The organism is Nocardia thraciensis, assembly GCF_054782435.1.
The window spans coordinates 1-19,288 of record NZ_BAAGSM010000040.1 but is presented as its reverse complement, the minus strand read 5'-3'; the positions used below and the strand labels follow the sequence as shown (position 1 = coordinate 19,288).

The following is a 19,288-nucleotide window of genomic DNA, read 5'->3' as shown; positions in this document are numbered from 1 at the left end:
GCGTCCATGCCCACAGCGTACCCCAATTGGTCTATACCAATTGTTAACCCAGCGTTCGCACAGGAAACACCCAACGGTCTAGACCATTGCCCATCATGGACGGCATGCGATTGGTCATCATCGGCGGCGGCATCCTCGGCACCGCGCACGCCCTGGCCGCGATCGGCCGCGGCCACGAGGTCGTGCAGTTGGAGCGCGAGGCGCAGGCCCGCGGCGCCACGGTCCGCAACTTCGGCCTGGTCTGGGTGTCCGGCCGCAGCGCGAACGAACTGGAGATCACGCTGCGCTCGCGCAGGCTCTGGGAGGAGATCGGCGGCAAGGTGCCGGGCGTCGGCTTCCGCCCGGCCGGTTCGATCACGCTGGTGCGCACCGAGGCCGAACTCGCGGTGGCCGAGGCCGCCGCGGCCGGTCCGACGGCGGCCGAGCGCGGCTTCGACCTGCTCGATCCGGAGCGGGTCCGCGCGCTGAATCCGGCGCTGCGGGGCAAATTCCTTGCGGGCCTGCACTGTTCGACCGACGCGGCGGTGGAGTCGCGGCAGGCGATGCCCGCGCTGCGCGCCTATATGGAGGCCACCGACCGGTACACCTTCTATGCAGGCGCCGAGGCTCGCACCATCACCGGCGGCACCGTCGTCGACGACCGCGGCCGTCGCTTCGACGCCGATCTCGTGCTGGTCTGCCCGGGCGCGGCGCACAGCGGCCTCACCCGGGAACTGGTGGGCGACATCCCCGTCCGGCGCGTGCGGCTGCAGATGATGCAGACCGCACCACTCGGGGAGTCGTTGACCACCGCCATCGCCGACGGCGACAGCTTCCGGTACTACCCCGGCTTCGCGGGCCCGGAGTTGAACCGCCTCAATAACGAAGAGTCCCAGGCTTTTACGGCGGCCCAGCACAAGATGCAGCTGCTGTGCGTACAGCGCCTGCACGGCGGGCTCACCATCGGCGACACCCACGAGTACGACGAACCGTTCGCCTTCGACGTCGACGAGGCCCCGTACGAACACCTCACCTCGGTCGCCGAGGAGTTGCTCGGCCGCAAGCTGCCGCCGGTCATGCGGCGCTGGGCGGGCGTGTACAGCCAGAGCATCGACCCCGGCACGATCGTCACCCGCGCCCGGGCCGCCGACAACGTCTGGGTGATCACCGGACCGGGCGGCCGCGGCATGACCCTGGGCCCCGCGCTCGGCGAGGAAACCGCCGACCTGCTCCACCTGTGAAGGGAAACACCTTGTCCGACAAGCAGATCGAGCTGGCCGTCCTGGATATGGCCGGTACCACGGTGGCCGACGGCGGGCTGGTCCTGCGGGCCTTCGACGCCGCCGCCACCGCGGCGGGCATCCCGGCGGCGGGGCCCGAGCGCGAGGCCGCCGTCCGCTACGTGGTCGAAACCATGGGACAGTCGAAAATCAGCGTATTCCGGGCGCTGCTGGGCGACGAGGATCGGGCCCGACTCGCCAACCGCACCTTCGAGGCGGCCTACGACGAGTTCGCGGGCGAGGCCACCCCGATTCCCGGTGCGGCCGAGGCGATCACGCGGCTGCGCGACGCCGGGATCAAGGTCGCCCTCACCACCGGATTCAGTCGCGGCACGCAGGACAGGCTGCTCGACGCCCTGGGGTGGCGCGAGATCGCCGATCTGACGCTGGCGCCGTCGGAGGCGGGGCGCGGCCGCCCCTACCCGGACCTGGTGCTCACCGCGCTGCTGCGCCTGGGGGCCGATGCCGTGGATCGCGTTGCGGTGCTGGGCGATACGGCCAGCGATATCGGCACCGGGCTGGCCGCGGGCGCCCGCATCGTCGCGGGCACGCTGACCGGCGCCCACGACGAGGAGCGGCTGCGTGCTGCCGGTGCGACGCACGTGGTGCCGTCGGTGGCGGAATTTGCCGATCTGCTGCTGACCGTGCACGCCGCCCGGACCACTCCGACGAGTAGCACCACCGCCGAACCGAACACGCAACCGCTCATCACGTCACCCGACGCTCCGACTCCCCCTGTCGTTCCGGCGGACGCCGGAACCGAGTCGTAAGCGACCGTCATCACCATCCGCACGTCCCTCCCCACGAAAGTTGCAGTCATCGTGCGTATTTCGATATCACGCCTCGCACGCACCGCGCTGGTTCTCACCTCCGCGACCGCGGTCATGTTCTCCGTTGTCGCCTGCGGCGGCACCGGCACCTCCTCCGGCAGCAACACCGTCACCGTCTACTCCGCCGACGGCGTCGGCGACTGGTACAAGTCCCAGTTCGCGAAGTTCACCGAACAGACCGGCATTTCGGTGAATCTGGTCGAGGCTGGCTCGGGTGAGGTGGTCAACCGCGTCGACAAGGAACAATCCAACCCGCAGGCCGACGTCATGGTGACGCTGCCGCCGTTCATCCAGAAGGCCGCGAAATCCGGTCTGCTGCAGGACAGCGGCGTCGATACGACAGCGGTGGCCGATACGGACAAGGAGCCGGGCGGCAAGTACGTCACCCTGGCCGGAAACTACCTGTCGTTCATCGCCAACCCCTCGATCGACTCCAAACTCACGTGGGACGACCTGCTGAAGCCCGAATTCAAGGGGAAGGTGCAGTATTCGACCCCGGGGCAGGCAGGCGACGGTACCGCCGTGCTGATCCTGCTGCAGCAGTTGCTCGGCAAGCAGGGCGCGCTGGACTACCTGGCCAAGCTGCAGGCCAACAATGTCGGCCCGTCCGCGTCGACGGGCAAGCTGCAGCCGAAGGTCGACAACGGCGAGCTGCTGGTCGCCAACGGCGACGTGCAGATGAACCTGGCCAACATCAAGGAGAAGGGCTCGAAGTTCAACGTGTTCTTCCCCGCCTCCGCCGACGGTACCCGCAGCACCGTCGCCGTGCCCTACGTCATGGGCCTGGCCAAGAGTGCGCCACACCGGGATTCGGCGAAGAAGCTGATGGAGTACCTGCTGTCGATCGATGTGCAGAAGACCCTCGGGCCCGATGCCATGGCGGTGCCGGTCCGCGAGGATCTGCGGGACGCCGCCGCGCCAGACGGCAGCGTGTCACCGGCGGCGTACGTCAAGGACGTCACCGTCGTGACGCCGGACTGGAACAGGGTCCTCGACGAGCTGGACGGCGATATCGCCGCCTACCAGCGGGCCACCGGAAGCTGATCGGGCACGGGAGCGCCACCATGTCCGCACCGACGACCTCTGTCGCCTCGGCGACCACCACCGACGCCGAGGCCGCGATCGTATTCGACCGGGTCGGCGTCCGCTACGGCCGCGGCCGCAAGGCCATTGTCGCGCTGGCCGGGTTCACCCTGCGCGTCGCCGCCGGGGAAACCGTTGCGCTGCTGGGCCCCAGCGGTTCCGGTAAGTCCACGGCGCTCAAGGCACTGGCCGGATTCGTCCGGCCCACCTCCGGCGCGGTCCGGCTGTCCGGTACCGACGTCACCGACCTCTCCCCCGCCAAGCGCGGGATCGGCGTGGTCGTGCAGTCGTACGCGCTCTTCCCGCATATGCGGGTGCACGACAATGTCGCCTTCGGCCTGAAGGCGCATCGAGTGCCGCGCGGCGAGATCGGCGCCCGGGTGGCCGAGGCGCTGGAGATGGTCGGCATGGCCGACTACGCGAAACGGTTGCCGCGCGAGCTGTCCGGCGGCCAGCAGCAGCGCGTGGCGATCGCTCGGGCGTTGGCCATCCGGCCCCGCGTGCTGCTGCTGGACGAACCGCTGGCCGCGCTCGACGCGCAACTGCGCCAGTCCATGCTCGGCGAACTGCAGCAGCTGCGAAAGGCCCTGCCGGACACCGCGATGCTGTACGTCACCCATGACCAGGCGGAGGCGCTGGCGCTCGCCGACCGGATCGCGGTGATGCGCGACGCCCGCCTGGTCGACATCGACTCCGCCGAGAACCTCTGGCGCCGCCCACCCAGCTCGTTCACCGCCGCCTTCCTCGGCGGCGCGAACCTGTTGCCCTGCACCGTGAAACACGTATCCGGGCACACCGCCCTGGTCACCGTCGGCGAACGCACTCTGCGCGCCGAGGCGCCGAAACCCGGTATCGGACAGCTGGACTGGGCTCCCGACGCCGCGGGGCTGCTGTGCGTGCGCCCGCACACCGTCCGGGTCGGCGCCACCACCGACCGGGACGCGGTACTCGCCACGGTCGTCTCGAGTGTGTGGCGCGGCTCGACCACCCGTCTGCACCTGGACGTCAACGGCCTGCCCGCCGAACTCGTCGCAGACGTTCCCGGCCACGCCGACGCCGCCGTCGGCGCGACCGTGGGCGTCCGGTTCCCGGACCCGACGGGCGTGCTCATCCCGGCGGCCGTCGGTGCCGAACCAGGCTCTGCCGCACCGGATTCCGGAGCCGCCCCATGACCCACCCCGCCAGCCCGACCGACTCTCGACGCGCACGAGTCGTTCCGGCCCCCCGAGCTTGGTCACACACGCCACTCGGGGACCCGAATCGGGTGCGTGAGCACCTCGGAGGTGCGCCGAGTTTCGGCGCTTGCCCGTGGGGCGCGATCCATGAGGGGGATCGCGCTCCCACGGTGCCGGAATCACGGACCCGCGTCCGTCCTCTGGCGTCGATCGAGAGGCCGGCATGACCGCCACCACCGTCGTCGAACCGGCGACCACCGATCCGGAACCGGCACTCCCTGCCGCACAACGCAACTGGCGACCGATCCTCTGGTCGATGCCGCCACTGCTGATCGTCCTGGTGATCGCGGTCTATCCGATACTGCGGGTATTGACCGAGTCCACCGAGACACCGAGCGGTCGCGGCGGGGCCGTGTGGTCGCAGGTGCTCGCGTCGCAGGCGTTCCGGGATGCGCTGTGGCGCACCGTATCCATAGCGGCGTGCTCGACCGCGGGCTGCCTGGTCCTGGGCACACTCCTGGCGGTGGTGCTGGCGTTCGTGCCGTTCCCGGGTTCGACGGTGGTGGGCAGGCTCGTCGACACCGTGCTCACGCTGCCGTCGTTCCTCATCACGCTGTCGTTCACGTTCCTCTACGGCACCGCGGGCGCGGTGAACGCGCTGATCGCGCGACTCACCGGAGACCGGTCCCCCGCACTGGATTTCCTCACCACCCCGACCGGCGTCGTACTGGCCGAGATCACCTACTTCACGCCGTTCGTGGTCCGGCCGCTGCTGGCCGCGTTCGCGCAGCTGCCGCGCGAACAGCTGGATGTGGCTGCGAGTCTGGGGGCTTCGCCGTGGCGCGTGCTGCGCCGCGTCGTGCTGCCGGAGGCCTGGCCCGCGCTGGCCGCGGGCGGGAGCCTGGTGTTGCTGTTGACGCTCAACGAATTCGGCATCGTCCTGTTCACCGGCGCCAAGGGTGTCATCACACTGCCCGCGCTGATCTACACGCGCGGCATCGTCACCTTCGACCTGCCGGGCGCCGCGGTGCTGGCGTCGGTGCAGGTGCTGCTGTCGCTGACCCTGTACCTCGGCTACCGGCTGATCTTCGCCCGGTTCACCGGATCTCGGACGCGGGAGGGCTGACCCATGCTGATCTGGACTCGACGCGGACGAGCCGTCGTACTCGCGATATTCGCGCTCCTCGTGCTGGTGGTGTTCGCGGCCCCGATCGCGACGGTCGTCGCGGCCGCGCTGGCCGGGCGCTGGACCGGCCCGCTGCCGTCGGACCTGGACCTGCGCAACTTCGAGCGCGCGCTGTCGGGTGAGCAGGCGGCGAGCCTGTCGGTGAGCCTGCAGACGGCGCTGCTCGCGGGCGCGGTCGCACTGGTGCTGGGCACATGGGCGGCGCTGTCCGCGCGGGAGGCGCCGCGGTGGTGGCGACGGATCACCGACGCCATATTCCATCTGCCCGTCGCGGTGCCGTCGGTGGCGATCGGGCTGGGCCTGCTGATCGCGTTCAACCAGCGCCCGCTGCTGCTCGGCGGCACGAAATGGATCGTGATCCTGGCTCATTCGGTGCTGGTGCTGGCGTACGCGTTCAGCGCGGTGTCCGCGGCGCTGGACCGGCTCGACCCCGGTTACCGCCAGGCCGCCGAATCCCTGGGCGCGGGACCGGTCCGGGTGCTCACGCGAATCACCTTGCCGCTGTTGCTGCCCGCGCTCGGCGCGGCCGCCGGGCTGGCGATCGCACTGTCGATGGGCGAGCTGGGCGCCACCGTCATGGTCTACCCCGCGACGTGGAAGACCTTGCCGGTCACCATCTTCGCCGCCACCGACCGCGGCGACGTGTTCGACGCCGCGGCGTGCACCACGCTGCTGGTGGCGGTCACGCTCGTCGCGCTTCTCGTCCTGGGTCGGCTGCGCGGGCGCGCCGCAGTGCGATAAGAAACAAACCTGTCGGTAATTATCGCAATTCTGATGTCGTCACCGCGGCAACAGATATGCGGCGGGAATTACGTGCGGGCGTGCCGCGCCAGTCGACCACGCGGCACGCCGGGCGGGGCGCCCCGTTGCGCCCGCCGATCGGGCGGGCAACGTCTCGGTTCGAGCGTGCTACTGGCCGAATAGCATTCGCTCAAGGGACGTCACCGATCGGGCAATGACTCCGGGTATCAATGCATTCGGGGCAGTCACTGCTCGGGTAAACGACGACGGCCACCGGCCACATCGATTACGAGATCAGTGTAACCGTCCACCAGTTCTGCCAGGTGATACCAGTGTTTATGGGTGTTATCGCTGCGCGGGCCGTGGCGATCGATCGCTTCGTTGGCATCGACCCAGCTCCGGGCCATGCGGTCGACGACCGCGCCGAGGCTTTCCGTGTGCAGTGAGGCGCCGTTGCGATGCTGCGGCAGCTCCTGTTCCACCCAGTCGTTGATATCGTCGACGAGTTCGCCCCGGCGGCAATCTATCTCCGCCAGCATGATCGGGTCCCGTATCTCCGCGCGCCGCGCGTGCAGCTCGGCGAGCGCGTGCGCGGTACGCAACAGCACCCGGTCCTGGAATCGCCTGCCCTGGAACGCGCTGAGCAATTGCGGCGCGGTCGGCAGCACCCCAGCTATCGACGTCGTCATCCTTGCACCCCGAAATCGCCCGAGTACTTCACTAATCGCGCCAACATGATTGATCTCCGGATTCCGCCGTTAACCGGTCATCGGATCGGTGCTTCACAACTAGGCTAGCTGGGATCATGCTCTTACAAATGCAAGAACGCAAGATTGCGTCCGCATTCTCGGCAGCGGGTGTCCGAACGACATCTCGGACATCGCCTCGAACGGTCGCCGCGACGCTCGACGGCGCCCGCTGCAAGCCGACCGCGGCGGCTCCTGTCGAGGCGAAACTGCTGGTCCGGGCATCGCGCACAACTCGGGCACACCTCGAGCGAGTCCGTCCGGGACAGCTGCGAACGCCTCACGCACCGCGCTGACCGCCCCCCTGAACAAGTCCCGCTCCCGAACCCCTATTCGCGCCCGATCGCCGACTCGCCGGCCGCACGACGGGTGGACCGCGAGGACTCCGCCCTCTAATATAAGTGACAACCTATTTAAGGAGTGACTTATGTCTATGTTGAGCGACCCCGTCGCCGTGGCCGGTCTCGTAACCCGTGAGATCCGCACCGGGAGCCGAGCCGGGGTCCCGACCAAGATCGCCATCGCCCGGCGCAGCTATCCCACCGATCGCGCCGACCTGTGGGACGCGCTCACCGATATCGAGCGGATCCCGCGGTGGTTCCTGCCGGTCACCGGCGACCTGGCGGTCGGTGGCCGATACCAGCTCGAGGGCAATGCGGGCGGCGTGGTCGAGAGCTGCGAGGCGCCCGAACGGTTCGCGATCACGTGGGAGATGGGCCCGCAGGTCTCCTGGCTGACCGTCAGCCTGACTCCCGCCGATGACGGCACCGTGCTGGAGTTGGTGCACGAGGCTCATGTCGACCCGGACCTGTGGTCGCAGTTCGGCCCGGGCGCGGTGGGTGTCGGCTGGGATCTCGCCCTGATGGGCCTGGGTATGCACGTGTCGAGCGGGGCGGCGGTCGATCCGGCCGAGGGAGCCGCGTTTGCGACCACGCCGGAGGGTAAGGAGTTCGTGCGGTCGGCCGCGGCCGGTTGGGCCGACGCTGCGGTCGGCGACGGCGACGACCCGGCGGCGGCGCGTGCCGCGGCGGAGCAGACGATAGGCTTCTACACGATCGTGCCCGAGGAGGACGCGCAGCACTGATGAGCGAGCCAGCCCGGGCACAGGTTTTCGAGGCACTCGGAGATCCGGTGCGCCGCGGCATTCTCGAGCTGCTGGCCGCCGGCGAACTGCCCGCGAGCGCGGTGGTCGCCGGTGTCCAGCGATATACGCCGATCTCTCAGCCCGCGGTGTCGCAGCACCTCAAGGTGTTGCGCGAGGCCGGGCTCGTCAGTGTCCGCGTCGACGGCCCGAAGCGCATCTACACGCTGGACCGCGCGGGCATCGACACGGCGCGGGACTGGCTCACCCGGCTGGCCGACCCGCTGGCCCCGTTCGACCAGCCCCTCGACGCCCTCGCCACCGAGGTCGCCCGCGGCAAGCGAACGCGCCGCCGCGCCGAGTGCGGCCAGCGGCACGAGGAGCTGCCGGATACCCGATTCGCATGACCGCCCGCGGTATCGACCGAAGGCCGTTACGGCGCAACGCCTTTCCGTCGCCCCCGGTCGAGGGAATCGAGTAGGTGAGCCAAGCGGGGAGCGATCCGGGCCAGGTTTTCGGGGTCGGCCAGGTGTTCGTGTTCGGCGGGGATCGGGTGCTCGACGATCTCGCCCACGATATGCGGCTGCCAATCCATCGGGTCGCCCACCTGGTCCACTGTGGCGGTGAAGAATTCGAGGGTGCCGTGGAAGTGCCCGGGATGGAAGTCGGCGGCGACCAGTTCGGTTGTGCGCATGACACCGTGGTGGATTCGGCGGAGGCGGTCCGGGGTCAGCAGTTCGGCCAGCTCGGGCGGGATCGCGGCGTGCAGGGCGGCCAGCGCCTCGTCGCCGAGTTCACCGATCCGCTCCTGCCGCGGCAGTTCGTCGGACGCCACACCCAGGTGCCGGAACACCTCGCGGATTCCCGCCCGGAACCGGTCGACGTCACCGACGGGGTAGGCGTCCATGATCGCCAGCAGCTCCACCTCGTCGTCCTCCTCCTGTAGCCGGGTCGCCATGGCATGGGCCAGAATTCCACCCAGCGACCACCCGAGGAAGCGGTACGGGCCCGACGGCTGCACCTTCCGGATCTCATCGATGTAGCGAGTCACGATGTCCGCCAGCGACTCCGGCGCGAAACCGTCATCGGTGAAGGCGGGCGACTGAATGCCGAGGATCGGCTGGTCGGCCGGAAGGTGTTGCGCCAGACCGGTATAACTCCACGAGATACCGGCCATCGGGTGGAGACAGAACAGCGGCGGTCGCCCGCCACCCGGCCGAATCGGCAAGACGACGCCCAGTGCGGCGCGGGCGTCGTGCCGATCCCCCCGCGTCCCGATCCGGCGGGCCAGGCCGTGCACGGTCGGGTCCGAGATGAACTCGGCCACCCGGATCTCGGTGCCGATCCGCTCCCGGAGCAAACCCACCGCTTGAACGACCAGCAGCGAATTGCCGCCGCGAGTGAAGAAGTCGTCGTCGGCGCCCACCCGGTCCACGCCCAGCACCTCGGCGAATACCGCGGCAACCACGGATTCCAGCGGGGTCGACGGCGCCCGGTACGCCCCGCTCGTCAGCTCGGGTTCCGGCAGCGCCCGGCGATCCAGCTTGCCGACCGGTGTCAGCGGAATCTCGTCGAGCACCACGATCGCCGCGGGCACCATGTACGAGGGCAGGCTCCGACCGGCGTGCTCGGTCAGCTCGGCCACATCGATCACCCGCCCCTCCGCTGGGAGCGCGTAGGACACCAGAGCCGTTGCACCGGCGGCTGTTTCGTGACCCACGGTGATGGCCCGCGCCACATCGCCGTGACTTCCCAGCACCGCGTCGATCTCGCCCAGTTCGATGCGGAGTCCGCGGACCTTCACCTGGAAGTCCGAACGCCCGACGTACTCGAGTTCCCACGGAACCGATACCGGATCGGAGGCATCACCGCACAGGCTCGGTTCCGCGTACCAGCGCACCACGTCACCCGTCCGGTACATCCGCTGCCCGGGCGCACCGAACGGGTCGGCCACGAACCGCTCGGCGGACAACCCGGCGCGACCGTGGTAGCCGCGCGCCAGCCCCGGCCCCGCCACATACAGCTCACCCGCCACTCCCGGCGGCACCGGGTGCAACCGATCGTCCAGCACCCGCGCCGACACCCCGGGCACCGGCCTGCCGACGGTGATGCGGCGCCCTGGCACCAACCGCCCGAACGAGCAGCCGAGCGTGGCCTCGGTCGGACCGTAACCATTCAGGTAGGTGCGCCCGGGCTGCCATCTCGCCAGCAGTTCCGGACTCGTCGCCTCGCCCACGGCGCATACCGCCCGCAGTTCGTCCAGGCCGGTGGGATCCAGCGTGCCCAGCACGGCGGGCGTGATCACCGCATGCGTCACGCGCTCGGTACGCAGCACCGCGGCGAGCGCACTCCCGCCGACCACCTCCGCCGGTGCGATCACGAGCGTCGCCCCGGTCGACAGGGCGAGCGACCACTCCGCGATCGACGCATCGAAACTGGGCGAACCGATCTGCAGGAGCCGGTGACCGGACTCGAGACCGAGCAGTTCCACCGCATGATCCACCACGGCGGCCAGCCCGGCGTGAGACACGGTGACACCCTTGGGTTTTCCGGTCGACCCCGAGGTGTAGATCAGGTAGGCCGGATGACCGCTCCGCAGCGGAGCGAGCCGATCGGCGTCGGTGACCGGGGCGCTGGACGACGCCGCGCACACGTCACGGGCATTCGGATCATCCAGCACCAGCCAGTCCACCGCATCGGGCAGCCCATCGACATGGGCGGACGCGGTAATGCCCAGAACCGCCTCCGAATCGGTGACCATGTGCAGCACCCGATCGGCCGGATACGTCGGATCCACCGGAACGTGAGCGCCGCCCGCCTTCGCGATCGCCAGGACCGACAACACCGTCTCGTAGGACCGCGGCAGCGCGACCGCCACGAACGTCTCGGGGCGGACGCCCCGCCGCACGAGCACCCGGGCCAGCCGCGAGGACTGCTCGTCGAGCTGGCGGTAGGTGACCGCTGTTCCGTTGTGGCGCACCGCGATTCGGTCATCACCCGACCCCGCGGCCCGCGTCAGCAGCTCCGGCATCAGGGTGGTCGCCGCGGTCCGGCCTGCGGATATGCCGGTGAACAGCTCGTACTCCGGCGCCGCCAGCAGCGGCAGATCGCCGACGGACATATCCGGCGCCGCCGTGATCGCCGCGAGCAGGCGGGTGAACCGTTCCGCGAACACCCGCACGGTCGACTCGTCGAACAGGTCGCGGGCGAACGAGAATTCGCCGTACATGCCCTGTCCGGGCGTCGCGAACTCCCGAATCGTCAGTGTCAGATCGATTTTCGTGGTGCCCGGGTCGAAATCGACGACGGCGATCCGCAATCCAGGTAGATCGAACGTGCTCTCCGGCAGATTCTCGAACGACAGCGCCACCTGGAACAGCGGATGTCTCGCGGTGGAGCGCTCCGGCGCCAGCAGTTCCACGAGCCGTTCGAACGGGATGTCGGCGTGCGCGAACGCCTGCAGGTCGGTCTCCCTGACCTGTGCCAGCAGCTCGTCGAACGGCAACTCGCCGCGCACGCGGGTGCGCAGTACCAGGGTATTGACGAACATGCCGATCAGATCGTCGAGTTCGCGTTCGCCGCGGCCCGCCACCGGGGTGCCGATGACGATGTCGCCGGAACCGGACAGCCGCGCCAGCAGCACGGCGAGCGCGGTGTGCACGACCATGAACAGGGTCGCGTTCCGTTCGCGGGCGATGCGCCGCAGGCCCCGGTGCAGCTCGTCGTCGACCGCGAACCGCACGCGACCACCGGCGAACGACTGCACCGGTGGTCGCGGACGGTCGGCGGGCAGGTTCAGCTCGTCCGGTATTCCGGCCAGTGCCCGGCGCCAGTAATCTACCTGCGCCGCGGCCAGGCTGTCCGGATCGTCCTCGGAGCCGAGCAGTTCGCGCTGCCACAGGCTGAAGTCCGCGTACTGCACCGGCATCGGCCGCCACGCCGGCGCCTCGCCCCCGGCGCGAGACGCGTAGGCCACCATCAGATCCCGGGTCAGCGGGCCCAGCGACCAGCCGTCGGCACTGATGTGGTGCGCCACGAAGACCAGGACGAACTCGGTCTCGGTGACCCGCAGCAGGCGAATGCGGAACGGGATCTCGGCGGTGACGTCGAAACCGGCGGAGATCAGCTCCGCGACTTCGGACACCACTCGGTCCTCGGTGACCGGCACCGGGTTCAGATCTATCGGAACGTCGGCAGGCGGCAGTATCCGCTGTATCGGTGCGGCCCGGCCGGAATCGAGCGCCTGCGGGTACACGGTGCGCAGGATCTCGTGCCGCACAACCAGATCCGCGACAGCCAGTCGCAGGGCGTCCACATCGAGGGTGCCGGACAGGCGGATGGCGGCCGGGATGTGCTGCGCCGAGGACGCGGTATCGAACTGGTTGAGCAGCCACATCCGCTGCTGTGCGGGCGAGAGCGGGATCCGGTCCGGGCGCTCGGCGGCCGTCAGCGGCGGACGTCCGCCCGCACCGGCGTGCAGTTCGGCCCGCGCGGCCAGGTCTGCCACGGTCGAGCCCTCGAACAGGCTGCGCACCGGCAGGCGGGTGTCGAGCGCGGCCCCGATGCGCGCGGCCACCCGCGTCGCCGACAGCGAATTGCCGCCCAGCGCGAAGAAGTCGTCGTCGGCGCCGACGCGGTCGACGCCGAGGACATCGGCATACGCCGCCGCCACGATCTGTTCGATCGGAGTCGACGGCGCGCGGTAGGCCGCGACCTCGAACTCCGGCTCCGGCAGGGCTTTCCGGTCCAGCTTTCCGTTTACCGTGAGCGGCAGCGCGTCGAGAACCACGAAGGCGGACGGGACCATGTAGGACGGAAGCGCCGCACCCAACGCGGACCGGACCTGAGCCACATCGAGTTCGCCGTCGACGGTCCCGAGGGTCGTGGACGCGGCGGCGCCACCGGAAGCGGCGGGGACCAGGTAGGCGACCAGCCGATCACCGGTGCGCGGATCGCCGGTCGCTATGACGGCCGCCTGCGCGACGTCCGGCAGTGCGAGCAGCGCGGCTTCGACCTCGCCGGGCTCGATGCGGAAGCCGCGGATCTTCACCTGGAAGTCGGTGCGCCCTCGGTATTCCAGCTCGCCGTCGGCGTTCCACGCCGCCCGGTCACCGGTGCGATACAGGCGCTCGCCCGGCCGGAACGGGTTGGCCACGAACCGTTCCGCCGTGAGGTCCGGGCGCTCGACGTAACCGCGCGCCAACTGGGCGCCCGCCAGATACAGCTCACCGGAAACGCCGTCGGGCACCGGGTGCAGGCGCGAATCCAGCACGTACGCCTGGCTGTTCCACTCCGGCGCGCCGATCGGCACGGACGCGCGATCGGCCGCCGTCACACGGTGATTCGTGATCGATACGGCGGCTTCGGTGGGACCGTACAGGTTGTACAGGGCGACGTCCGGGTAAGTTGTCCGGAAGCGTTGGGCGAGGGCCGCCGGCAGCGCCTCACCGATCGCCAGCACGCGGCGCAAGCCACTGGGATGCCGACTCCGGCCCGAGCTGTGGGGCTTGTCGCCCGAGTGGGCGGAGGCCGTCGCAGAGACGGCGTCGGTGAGTAACGCGTCCAGCATCGACGGGACCGCGTGCAAGGTCGTCACATTCTCGCGCGCCATCAACTCGTTCAGATACGCGGGATCGCGATGACCGTCCGCCGCCGCGATCACCAGGCGCGCACCGGATATCGCGGCGGACCAGAACTCCCACATCGACAGGTCGAAGGTCGCGGCGGTCTTCAACAGCACCGCGTCCTCGGCGCCGAGTCCGAATTGCGCCTTCTTCCATAGCAACTGGTTGACGATCGCGCCGTGCGGCACCGCCACACCCTTCGGGCGGCCCGTCGAACCCGACGTGAAGATCACGTAGGCGGTATTCGAACCCCGCAGCGGGGCAACGCGATCCGCATCCGCGAGCGGGGCAGTGGACAGATCCGACAGATCCAGCTCGTCGAGCAGGACAACCATCCCGATCCCGGCGTTCGCCGGGATGACGAAGGAGTCGCCGGTGGCGAAGGAGGCGCCCGCCACGGAGGACGTTGTCAGCACGGCCGCGGGGTCGGCGGCTTTCAGGATGTAGCCCACGCGCTCGGCGGGCTGGTCCGGGTCGACCGGTACGTACGCGCCGCCCGCGACCGATACCGCGTACATCGCGACGACGAGGTCGGTCGAGCGGCGCAGGGCCAGCGCCACCCGCGACTCCGGCCCGACACCGAGGGAAACCAGGTGCCGGGCAAGTCGGTTCACTCGTCGGCCCAGTTCGGTGTAGGTCAAAGCGACGCCATCGGGGCCTACGAGCGCCACCGCATGCGGTGTCGCCGATACGGTTTCGGCCAGGAGCGCGGTCAGCGTCGGTCGGTCGCCGGTGTCGAGTCCGTGTGTAGTGGCGTTGCGGCCCACCACGATTCCGGCACGTTCGTTGTCCCCGAGCAGTTCGATATCACCCACCGGCAGATGCGGTGTGGTCACGATCGCACCGACCAGTCGCACGAACCGGTCCGCGAAGCCCTGCACCGTATCCTGCTCGAACAGGTCCGTGGCGTAGGTGAAGACCCCGGTAATGCCCTGGGGCGCACCGGCTTCGCCGTAGTGGTCGGTGGCGATCAGATGCAGATCGAACTGCGACAGCTGGTTGTCGTGGTCGATCCCGGACACCCGCAGGCCGGGTAGTTCCAGTCCGGCCCACGCCAGGTTCTGGAACGACAGGCCCACCTGGAACAGCGGGTGCCGGGCCGTCGAGCGGACCGGATTGAGCACCTCGACCAGCCGCTCGAAGGGCACGTCCGCGTTGGCGAACGCCTGAATGTCGGCCTCGCGCTGGCGCCCCAGCAAGGCGGTAAAGGGCTCGGCGCCGTCGACCCGGGTGCGGAACACCAGGGTGTTGACGAACATGCCGATCAGATCGTCCAGCACCGCCTCGCCGCGACCGGCGATCGGGGTGCCGACGGCGATATCGCCCGTGCCCGACAGCCGCGCCAGCAGCACCGCCAGCGCGGTGTGCACGACCATGAACAGCGTCGCGCCCTCCGCGCGCGCCATATCGGCCAGGGCACGGTGGGTTTCGGCGTCGATGCGGATCTCGACCTTGCCGCCGGCGAAGGACTGCACCGGCGGCCGCGGGCGATCGGTCGGCAACTCCAGTTGATCCGGCAGGCCCTCCAGCGCCGACCGCCAGTAGGCGATCTGCCTGGCGGCCAGGGATTCCGGATCGTTCTCGTCACCGAGGAGACCGCGCTGCCAGAGGCTGTAGTCGGCGTACTGCACCGCCAAGGGCGCCCAATCCGGTGCGTGACCGGCGGAGCGCGCCGCATAGGCGACCATCAGATCGCGGGTGAGCGGGCCCACGGACGCACCGTCACCGGCGATGTGATGCACCACCATGGCCAACACGTACTCGGCGGTCGCCGCGTCCGCGACCTCGATCAGCGCCACCCGCACCGGCACCTCGGTCGTGACGTCGAACGTGGTACTCGCCACCGCGGCGACGATGCCGCCGATGTCCGCGGGCGTGACGGTGTGCACCTCGAGTTCCGGAACCGCCTGGGCCACAGGAAGAATCACCTGAACCGGGCCGTCCTCCGTCTGCGGGTATACGGTGCGCAGGGTCTCGTGCCGCGTCACCAGGTCCGCGATCGCCGCCCGCAGGGCCGCCGTATCCAGGTCACCGCTCAGCCGCACCGCGATCGGAATGTTGTAGGCGGCCGAGGCGGTGTCGAATTGGTTGAGGAACCACATGCGCTGCTGCGCGAGCGACAGCGGAATGCGGTGCGGCCGTGGTCCGGCCGTCAGCGCGACCCGGCCTCCGGTTCCGGCCATCCGCTCGACCGCGGATGCCAGCCCGGCCACGGTGGAGTCCTCGAAGACGCTGCGCACCGGCACGCGGGCGTCGAACGCCGCGCCCAGCCGGGCGACGACCTGGGTCGCCAGCAGCGAATTGCCGCCCAGGGCAAAGAAGTCGTCATCGAGCCCCACCGGATTCCCGGCCTCGTCGCCGATCCGGAGGACGGCGGCGTAGGTGTCGGCGACGGCGCGTTCGACGGGAGTGGACGGCGCCCGATACCGCGCGGCCCGGAACTCCGGCACCGGCAGGGCCCCGCGGTCGGTCTTGCCGATCGGGGTCAACGGGATCTCGTCCAGCGTCATGACGACCGCGGGCACCATATGCGACGGCAGGCTGCGCGCGGCGAACTCGGTCAGCGCGTCCGCGTCGATCTCACGGCCCGGCCGCGCAACCACGTAGGACACCAGTGCCGTTGCACCGGAAGCTGTTTCGTGCCCAACCGTGAGGGCCTGCGCCACGTCCTCATGCCCGCCCAGCACCGCATCGATCTCACCCAGCTCGATGCGCAGCCCGCGCACCTTCACCTGGAAGTCCGATCGCCCGATGAACTCGATCTCCCACGGAATCGACTCCGCCGCAGCGTCTTCGGCATACTCCTCCGGGTCGGAGTACCAGCGCACCACGTCGCCGGTCCGGTACATCCGCTCCCCCGGCGCGCCGAACGGATCGGCCACGAACCGCTCCGACGACAACCCGGCACGGCGGTGATACCCCCGTGCCAGCCCCACTCCCGACAGGTACAGCTCACCCGCCACCCCGGGCGCCACCGGACGCAGGCGGGAATCCAGCACCCGCACCGACGTGCCGGTCACCGGTCGGCCGATCGTGATGCGGCGCCCCGGCGCCAACTGCGCATAGGAGCAGATGATGGTCGACTCGGTCGGGCCGTAGGCGTGGAGGTACCTGCGCCCAGCCTGCCATTTCCCGAGCAGCTCCGGCGATGTCGACTCGCCGCCGACAGAGAGCACCCGCAGATCCTCGATACCGGCCGGATCCACCGTGTTCAGCACCGCCGGGGTGATCACCGTGTGCGTCACCCGCTCCGCGCGCAGCACTTCGGCGAGTTCCCGCCCGCCGATGACCTCCGGTGGCGGGATCACCAGCGTCGCCCCGGCCGAGAAGGTCAGCATCCACTCGTAGACCGACGGATCGGAATTGGTCGAGCAGATGTGCAGGAACCGATGATGGGGTTCGAGACCGAACAGGTCGACGACATACTCCACCAGCGGGGCCAGCCCGATATGAGACACCGTGACGCCCTTGGGTTTTCCGGTCGATCCCGAGGTGTAGATCACATACGCCTGCTGCTGCGCCCGCACCGGTCGCAGCCGGTCGGCATCGGTGACCGGGGCGGCCGACTGCGCCGCGCAGCTGTCCTCGACGGCGGGATCGTCGAGTATCAGCCAATCCACATCGCCTGGCAGCGCTTCCGTGTAAGAGGACGCCGTGATGCCCAGCAACGCAGCCGAATCGGTCAGCATGTGCCGCACCCGATCGACCGGGTAGGTCGGATCCACCGGAACGTACACGCCTCCGGCCTTCGCCGCCGCCAGGGCCGCCAGCACCAGGTCGAAGGAGCGCTCCAGCGCGACCGCCACCGGACACTCCGGTCCGACGCCGAATCCGATCAACACCCGCGCCAATCGAGAGGAACGCTCGTCCAATTCGCCGTAGGTGATCGACAGACCGTTGTGCCGCACCGCGATTCGATCCCGGCCATGCCGCAGTCCCCGGGTCAGCAGGTCGGCGAACAATGCCTCGGTGACCGCACCGGCGCCGCTCACCTGTGTCAGCGCCGCGTATTCGTCGTCGGCGAGCAGCGGCAGATCCCCCACCGCCGAGTGCGGCCGCGCCACGATCCCTCCCAGCATGCGCTGGAAACGTCGAGCGAAGCCGCGAATCGTCCGGTCATCGAACAGATCCCGGGCGAAGGAGAACTGGGCGGCCAGTTCGGCGTCGGTCTCCTGAATCGTGAGCGACAGATCGAATTTGGCGGTGTCGATCTCCACATCGACCGCGCCGAGCCGCAATCCGGGCAGCTCGAACGAAATATCGGGCAGATTCTGAAAACTCAGCGATACCTGGAACAGCGGATGCCGCGCCGTCGAGCGCGGCGGGTTCAGCAACTCGACCAACCGCTCGAACGGAATGTCGGCATGCGCGAACGCCTGGAGATCGGTTTCCCGCACCTGCGTCAGCAATTCGGTGAACGACATACCGGCCCCCACCCGGGTGCGCAGCGCCAGCGTATTGACGAACATCCCGATCACGTCGTCGAGCGCCGCCTCGCCCCGCCCGGCGACCGGCGTGCCGACGACTATATCGCCGGCGCCGGACAGCCGCGCCAGGAATACCGCCAACGCGGTGTGCACGACCATGAACAGGCTCGCATTGTGCTCGCGCGCGAGGTGCCGCAATCCCTCCCGCACCACAGCGTCCACCGTGAAATCCACCTGTCCGCCCGCGAAGGACCGGGCCGCCGGTCGAGGCCGGTCCGTCGGCAGATTCAACTCGTCCGGGACACCGGCCAGTGCGTCGCGCCAGTACTCCACCTGCGCGGAGATCAGGCTGTCAGCATCGTCCTCGGAACCGAGTACGCGGCGCTGCCAGACGCTGAAGTCGGCGTACTGCACCGGAAGCGGCGGCCACTGTGGCGCGGCGCCGGTCGACCGCGCCGCGTACGCCACCATGACGTCGCGCGTGAGCGGACCCATCGACCACCCGTCGCCGCTGATGTGGTGCACCACCACTGCCAGCACATGGTCGTCGCCGGTCTCCCCCACTCGGAACAGCACGCCGCGCAGCGGCACCTCGGTGACGACGTCGAACCCGGCGGACATGAACGCGGCGATCCGTCCGGGCAGCTCCGCCGCCTCGGCCGGTATCGGCGTCAGATCCGGAACCGCTTGTGCTGCAGGCACAATCACCTGGTGCGCGACGCCTTCCGCGTCGACCGGGTACAGCGTGCGCAGCGTCTCGTGCCGGGTGACCACGTCGGCGACGGCCTGCCGCAATGCCGCCACGTCCAGCGCACCGGTCAGTCGCACGGCCACCGGGAGGTTGTTCACCGGCGAGGAGGTGTCGAACTGATTGAGGAACCACATGCGCTGCTGCGCCAGCGAGAGCGGAATCCGTTCCGGCCGTGGGGCGGCCACCAGCGGCAGTTGGCGGTGGCTGCCCGCGACCGCGCCGATCGCCGCGGCCAGCGCCGCCACCGTCGGCGCCTCGAACAGGGTGCGCACCGGGATGCGCGCGCCGAGGGCGGCGCCCAGCCGCGCCACCGCGCGGGTAGCGAGCAGGGAGTTGCCACCCAACGTGAAGAAATCGTCATCGAGACCGACCTCACCGGCGCCGA

General features: G+C 69.6%; 9 protein-coding genes and 1 pseudogene. 8 read left to right on the top strand and 2 right to left on the bottom strand.

All coding sequences use genetic code 11. From position 1 onward, the window contains the following. The first annotated feature begins 104 nt into the window (after positions 1 to 104). From ACYVLQ_RS26305 to ACYVLQ_RS26280, 6 genes and pseudogenes are all read left to right on the top strand, one after another. Positions 105 to 1,220, top strand: coding sequence for a TIGR03364 family FAD-dependent oxidoreductase (locus ACYVLQ_RS26305; RefSeq protein WP_460700202.1), 1,116 nt, complete (start codon positions 105 to 107; stop codon positions 1,218 to 1,220). An 11-nt stretch (positions 1,221 to 1,231) separates the two neighbouring features. Continuing rightward, positions 1,232 to 1,900: pseudogene (locus ACYVLQ_RS26300) on the top strand (phosphonatase-like hydrolase); the annotation flags it as partial. A 243-nt stretch (positions 1,901 to 2,143) separates the two neighbouring features. Continuing rightward, the gene (locus ACYVLQ_RS26295; protein WP_460700346.1) at positions 2,144 to 3,133 is read left to right on the top strand and encodes a 2-aminoethylphosphonate ABC transporter substrate-binding protein; all 990 of its coding nucleotides are present in this window, start codon (positions 2,144 to 2,146) and stop codon (positions 3,131 to 3,133) included. Positions 3,134 to 3,153: 20 nt separating this feature from the next. Next, positions 3,154 to 4,344, top strand: coding sequence for an ABC transporter ATP-binding protein (locus ACYVLQ_RS26290; RefSeq protein ID WP_460700201.1), 1,191 nt, complete (start codon positions 3,154 to 3,156; stop codon positions 4,342 to 4,344). A 226-nt stretch (positions 4,345 to 4,570) separates the two neighbouring features. Then, the gene (locus tag ACYVLQ_RS26285) at positions 4,571 to 5,473 is read left to right on the top strand and encodes a 2-aminoethylphosphonate ABC transporter permease subunit (RefSeq protein WP_460700200.1); all 903 of its coding nucleotides are present in this window, start codon (positions 4,571 to 4,573) and stop codon (positions 5,471 to 5,473) included. A 3-nt stretch (positions 5,474 to 5,476) separates the two neighbouring features. Then, entirely contained in the window at positions 5,477 to 6,274 is a 798-nt protein-coding gene (locus tag ACYVLQ_RS26280) for an ABC transporter permease (RefSeq protein ID WP_460700199.1), read from the top strand. Positions 6,275 to 6,519: 245 nt separating this feature from the next. Here ACYVLQ_RS26280 and ACYVLQ_RS26275 read toward each other — a convergent pair whose 3' ends face one another. Next, positions 6,520 to 6,879, bottom strand: coding sequence for a DUF4254 domain-containing protein (locus ACYVLQ_RS26275; RefSeq protein WP_460700345.1), 360 nt, complete (start codon positions 6,877 to 6,879; stop codon positions 6,520 to 6,522). Positions 6,880 to 7,447: 568 nt separating this feature from the next. Between ACYVLQ_RS26275 and ACYVLQ_RS26270 the strand changes: the two genes are divergently transcribed. Together ACYVLQ_RS26270 and ACYVLQ_RS26265 are read left to right on the top strand one after the other, a co-directional pair. After that, positions 7,448 to 8,104: an SRPBCC family protein gene (locus ACYVLQ_RS26270; RefSeq protein WP_460700198.1), complete on the top strand. Its 657-nt coding sequence runs from the start codon at positions 7,448 to 7,450 to the stop codon at positions 8,102 to 8,104. Further along, positions 8,104 to 8,508, top strand: coding sequence for an ArsR/SmtB family transcription factor (locus tag ACYVLQ_RS26265; protein WP_460700197.1), 405 nt, complete (start codon positions 8,104 to 8,106; stop codon positions 8,506 to 8,508). The genes ACYVLQ_RS26270 and ACYVLQ_RS26265 overlap by 1 nt, the downstream gene beginning before the upstream one ends. A gap of 26 nt (positions 8,509 to 8,534) precedes the next feature. On the opposite strand, the gene ACYVLQ_RS26260 is transcribed toward ACYVLQ_RS26265, so the two are convergent. Beyond that, on the bottom strand, positions 8,535 to 19,288 hold a 10,754-nt coding region (locus ACYVLQ_RS26260), incomplete at its 5' end, for an amino acid adenylation domain-containing protein (RefSeq protein ID WP_460700196.1).

Bases quoted from the DNA above. Each gene is read 5' to 3' on its own strand.
- ACYVLQ_RS26305 (WP_460700202.1), top strand. From the start codon at position 105: ATGCGATTGGTCATCATCGGCGGCGGCATCCTCGGCACCGCGCACGCC.
- ACYVLQ_RS26265 (WP_460700197.1), top strand. From the start codon at position 8,104: ATGAGCGAGCCAGCCCGGGCACAGGTTTTCGAGGCACTCGGAGATCCG.
- ACYVLQ_RS26290 (WP_460700201.1), top strand. From the start codon at position 3,154: ATGTCCGCACCGACGACCTCTGTCGCCTCGGCGACCACCACCGACGCC.
- ACYVLQ_RS26270 (WP_460700198.1), top strand. From the start codon at position 7,448: ATGTCTATGTTGAGCGACCCCGTCGCCGTGGCCGGTCTCGTAACCCGT.
- ACYVLQ_RS26285 (WP_460700200.1), top strand. From the start codon at position 4,571: ATGACCGCCACCACCGTCGTCGAACCGGCGACCACCGATCCGGAACCG.
- ACYVLQ_RS26280 (WP_460700199.1), top strand. From the start codon at position 5,477: ATGCTGATCTGGACTCGACGCGGACGAGCCGTCGTACTCGCGATATTC.
- ACYVLQ_RS26295 (WP_460700346.1), top strand. From the start codon at position 2,144: ATGTTCTCCGTTGTCGCCTGCGGCGGCACCGGCACCTCCTCCGGCAGC.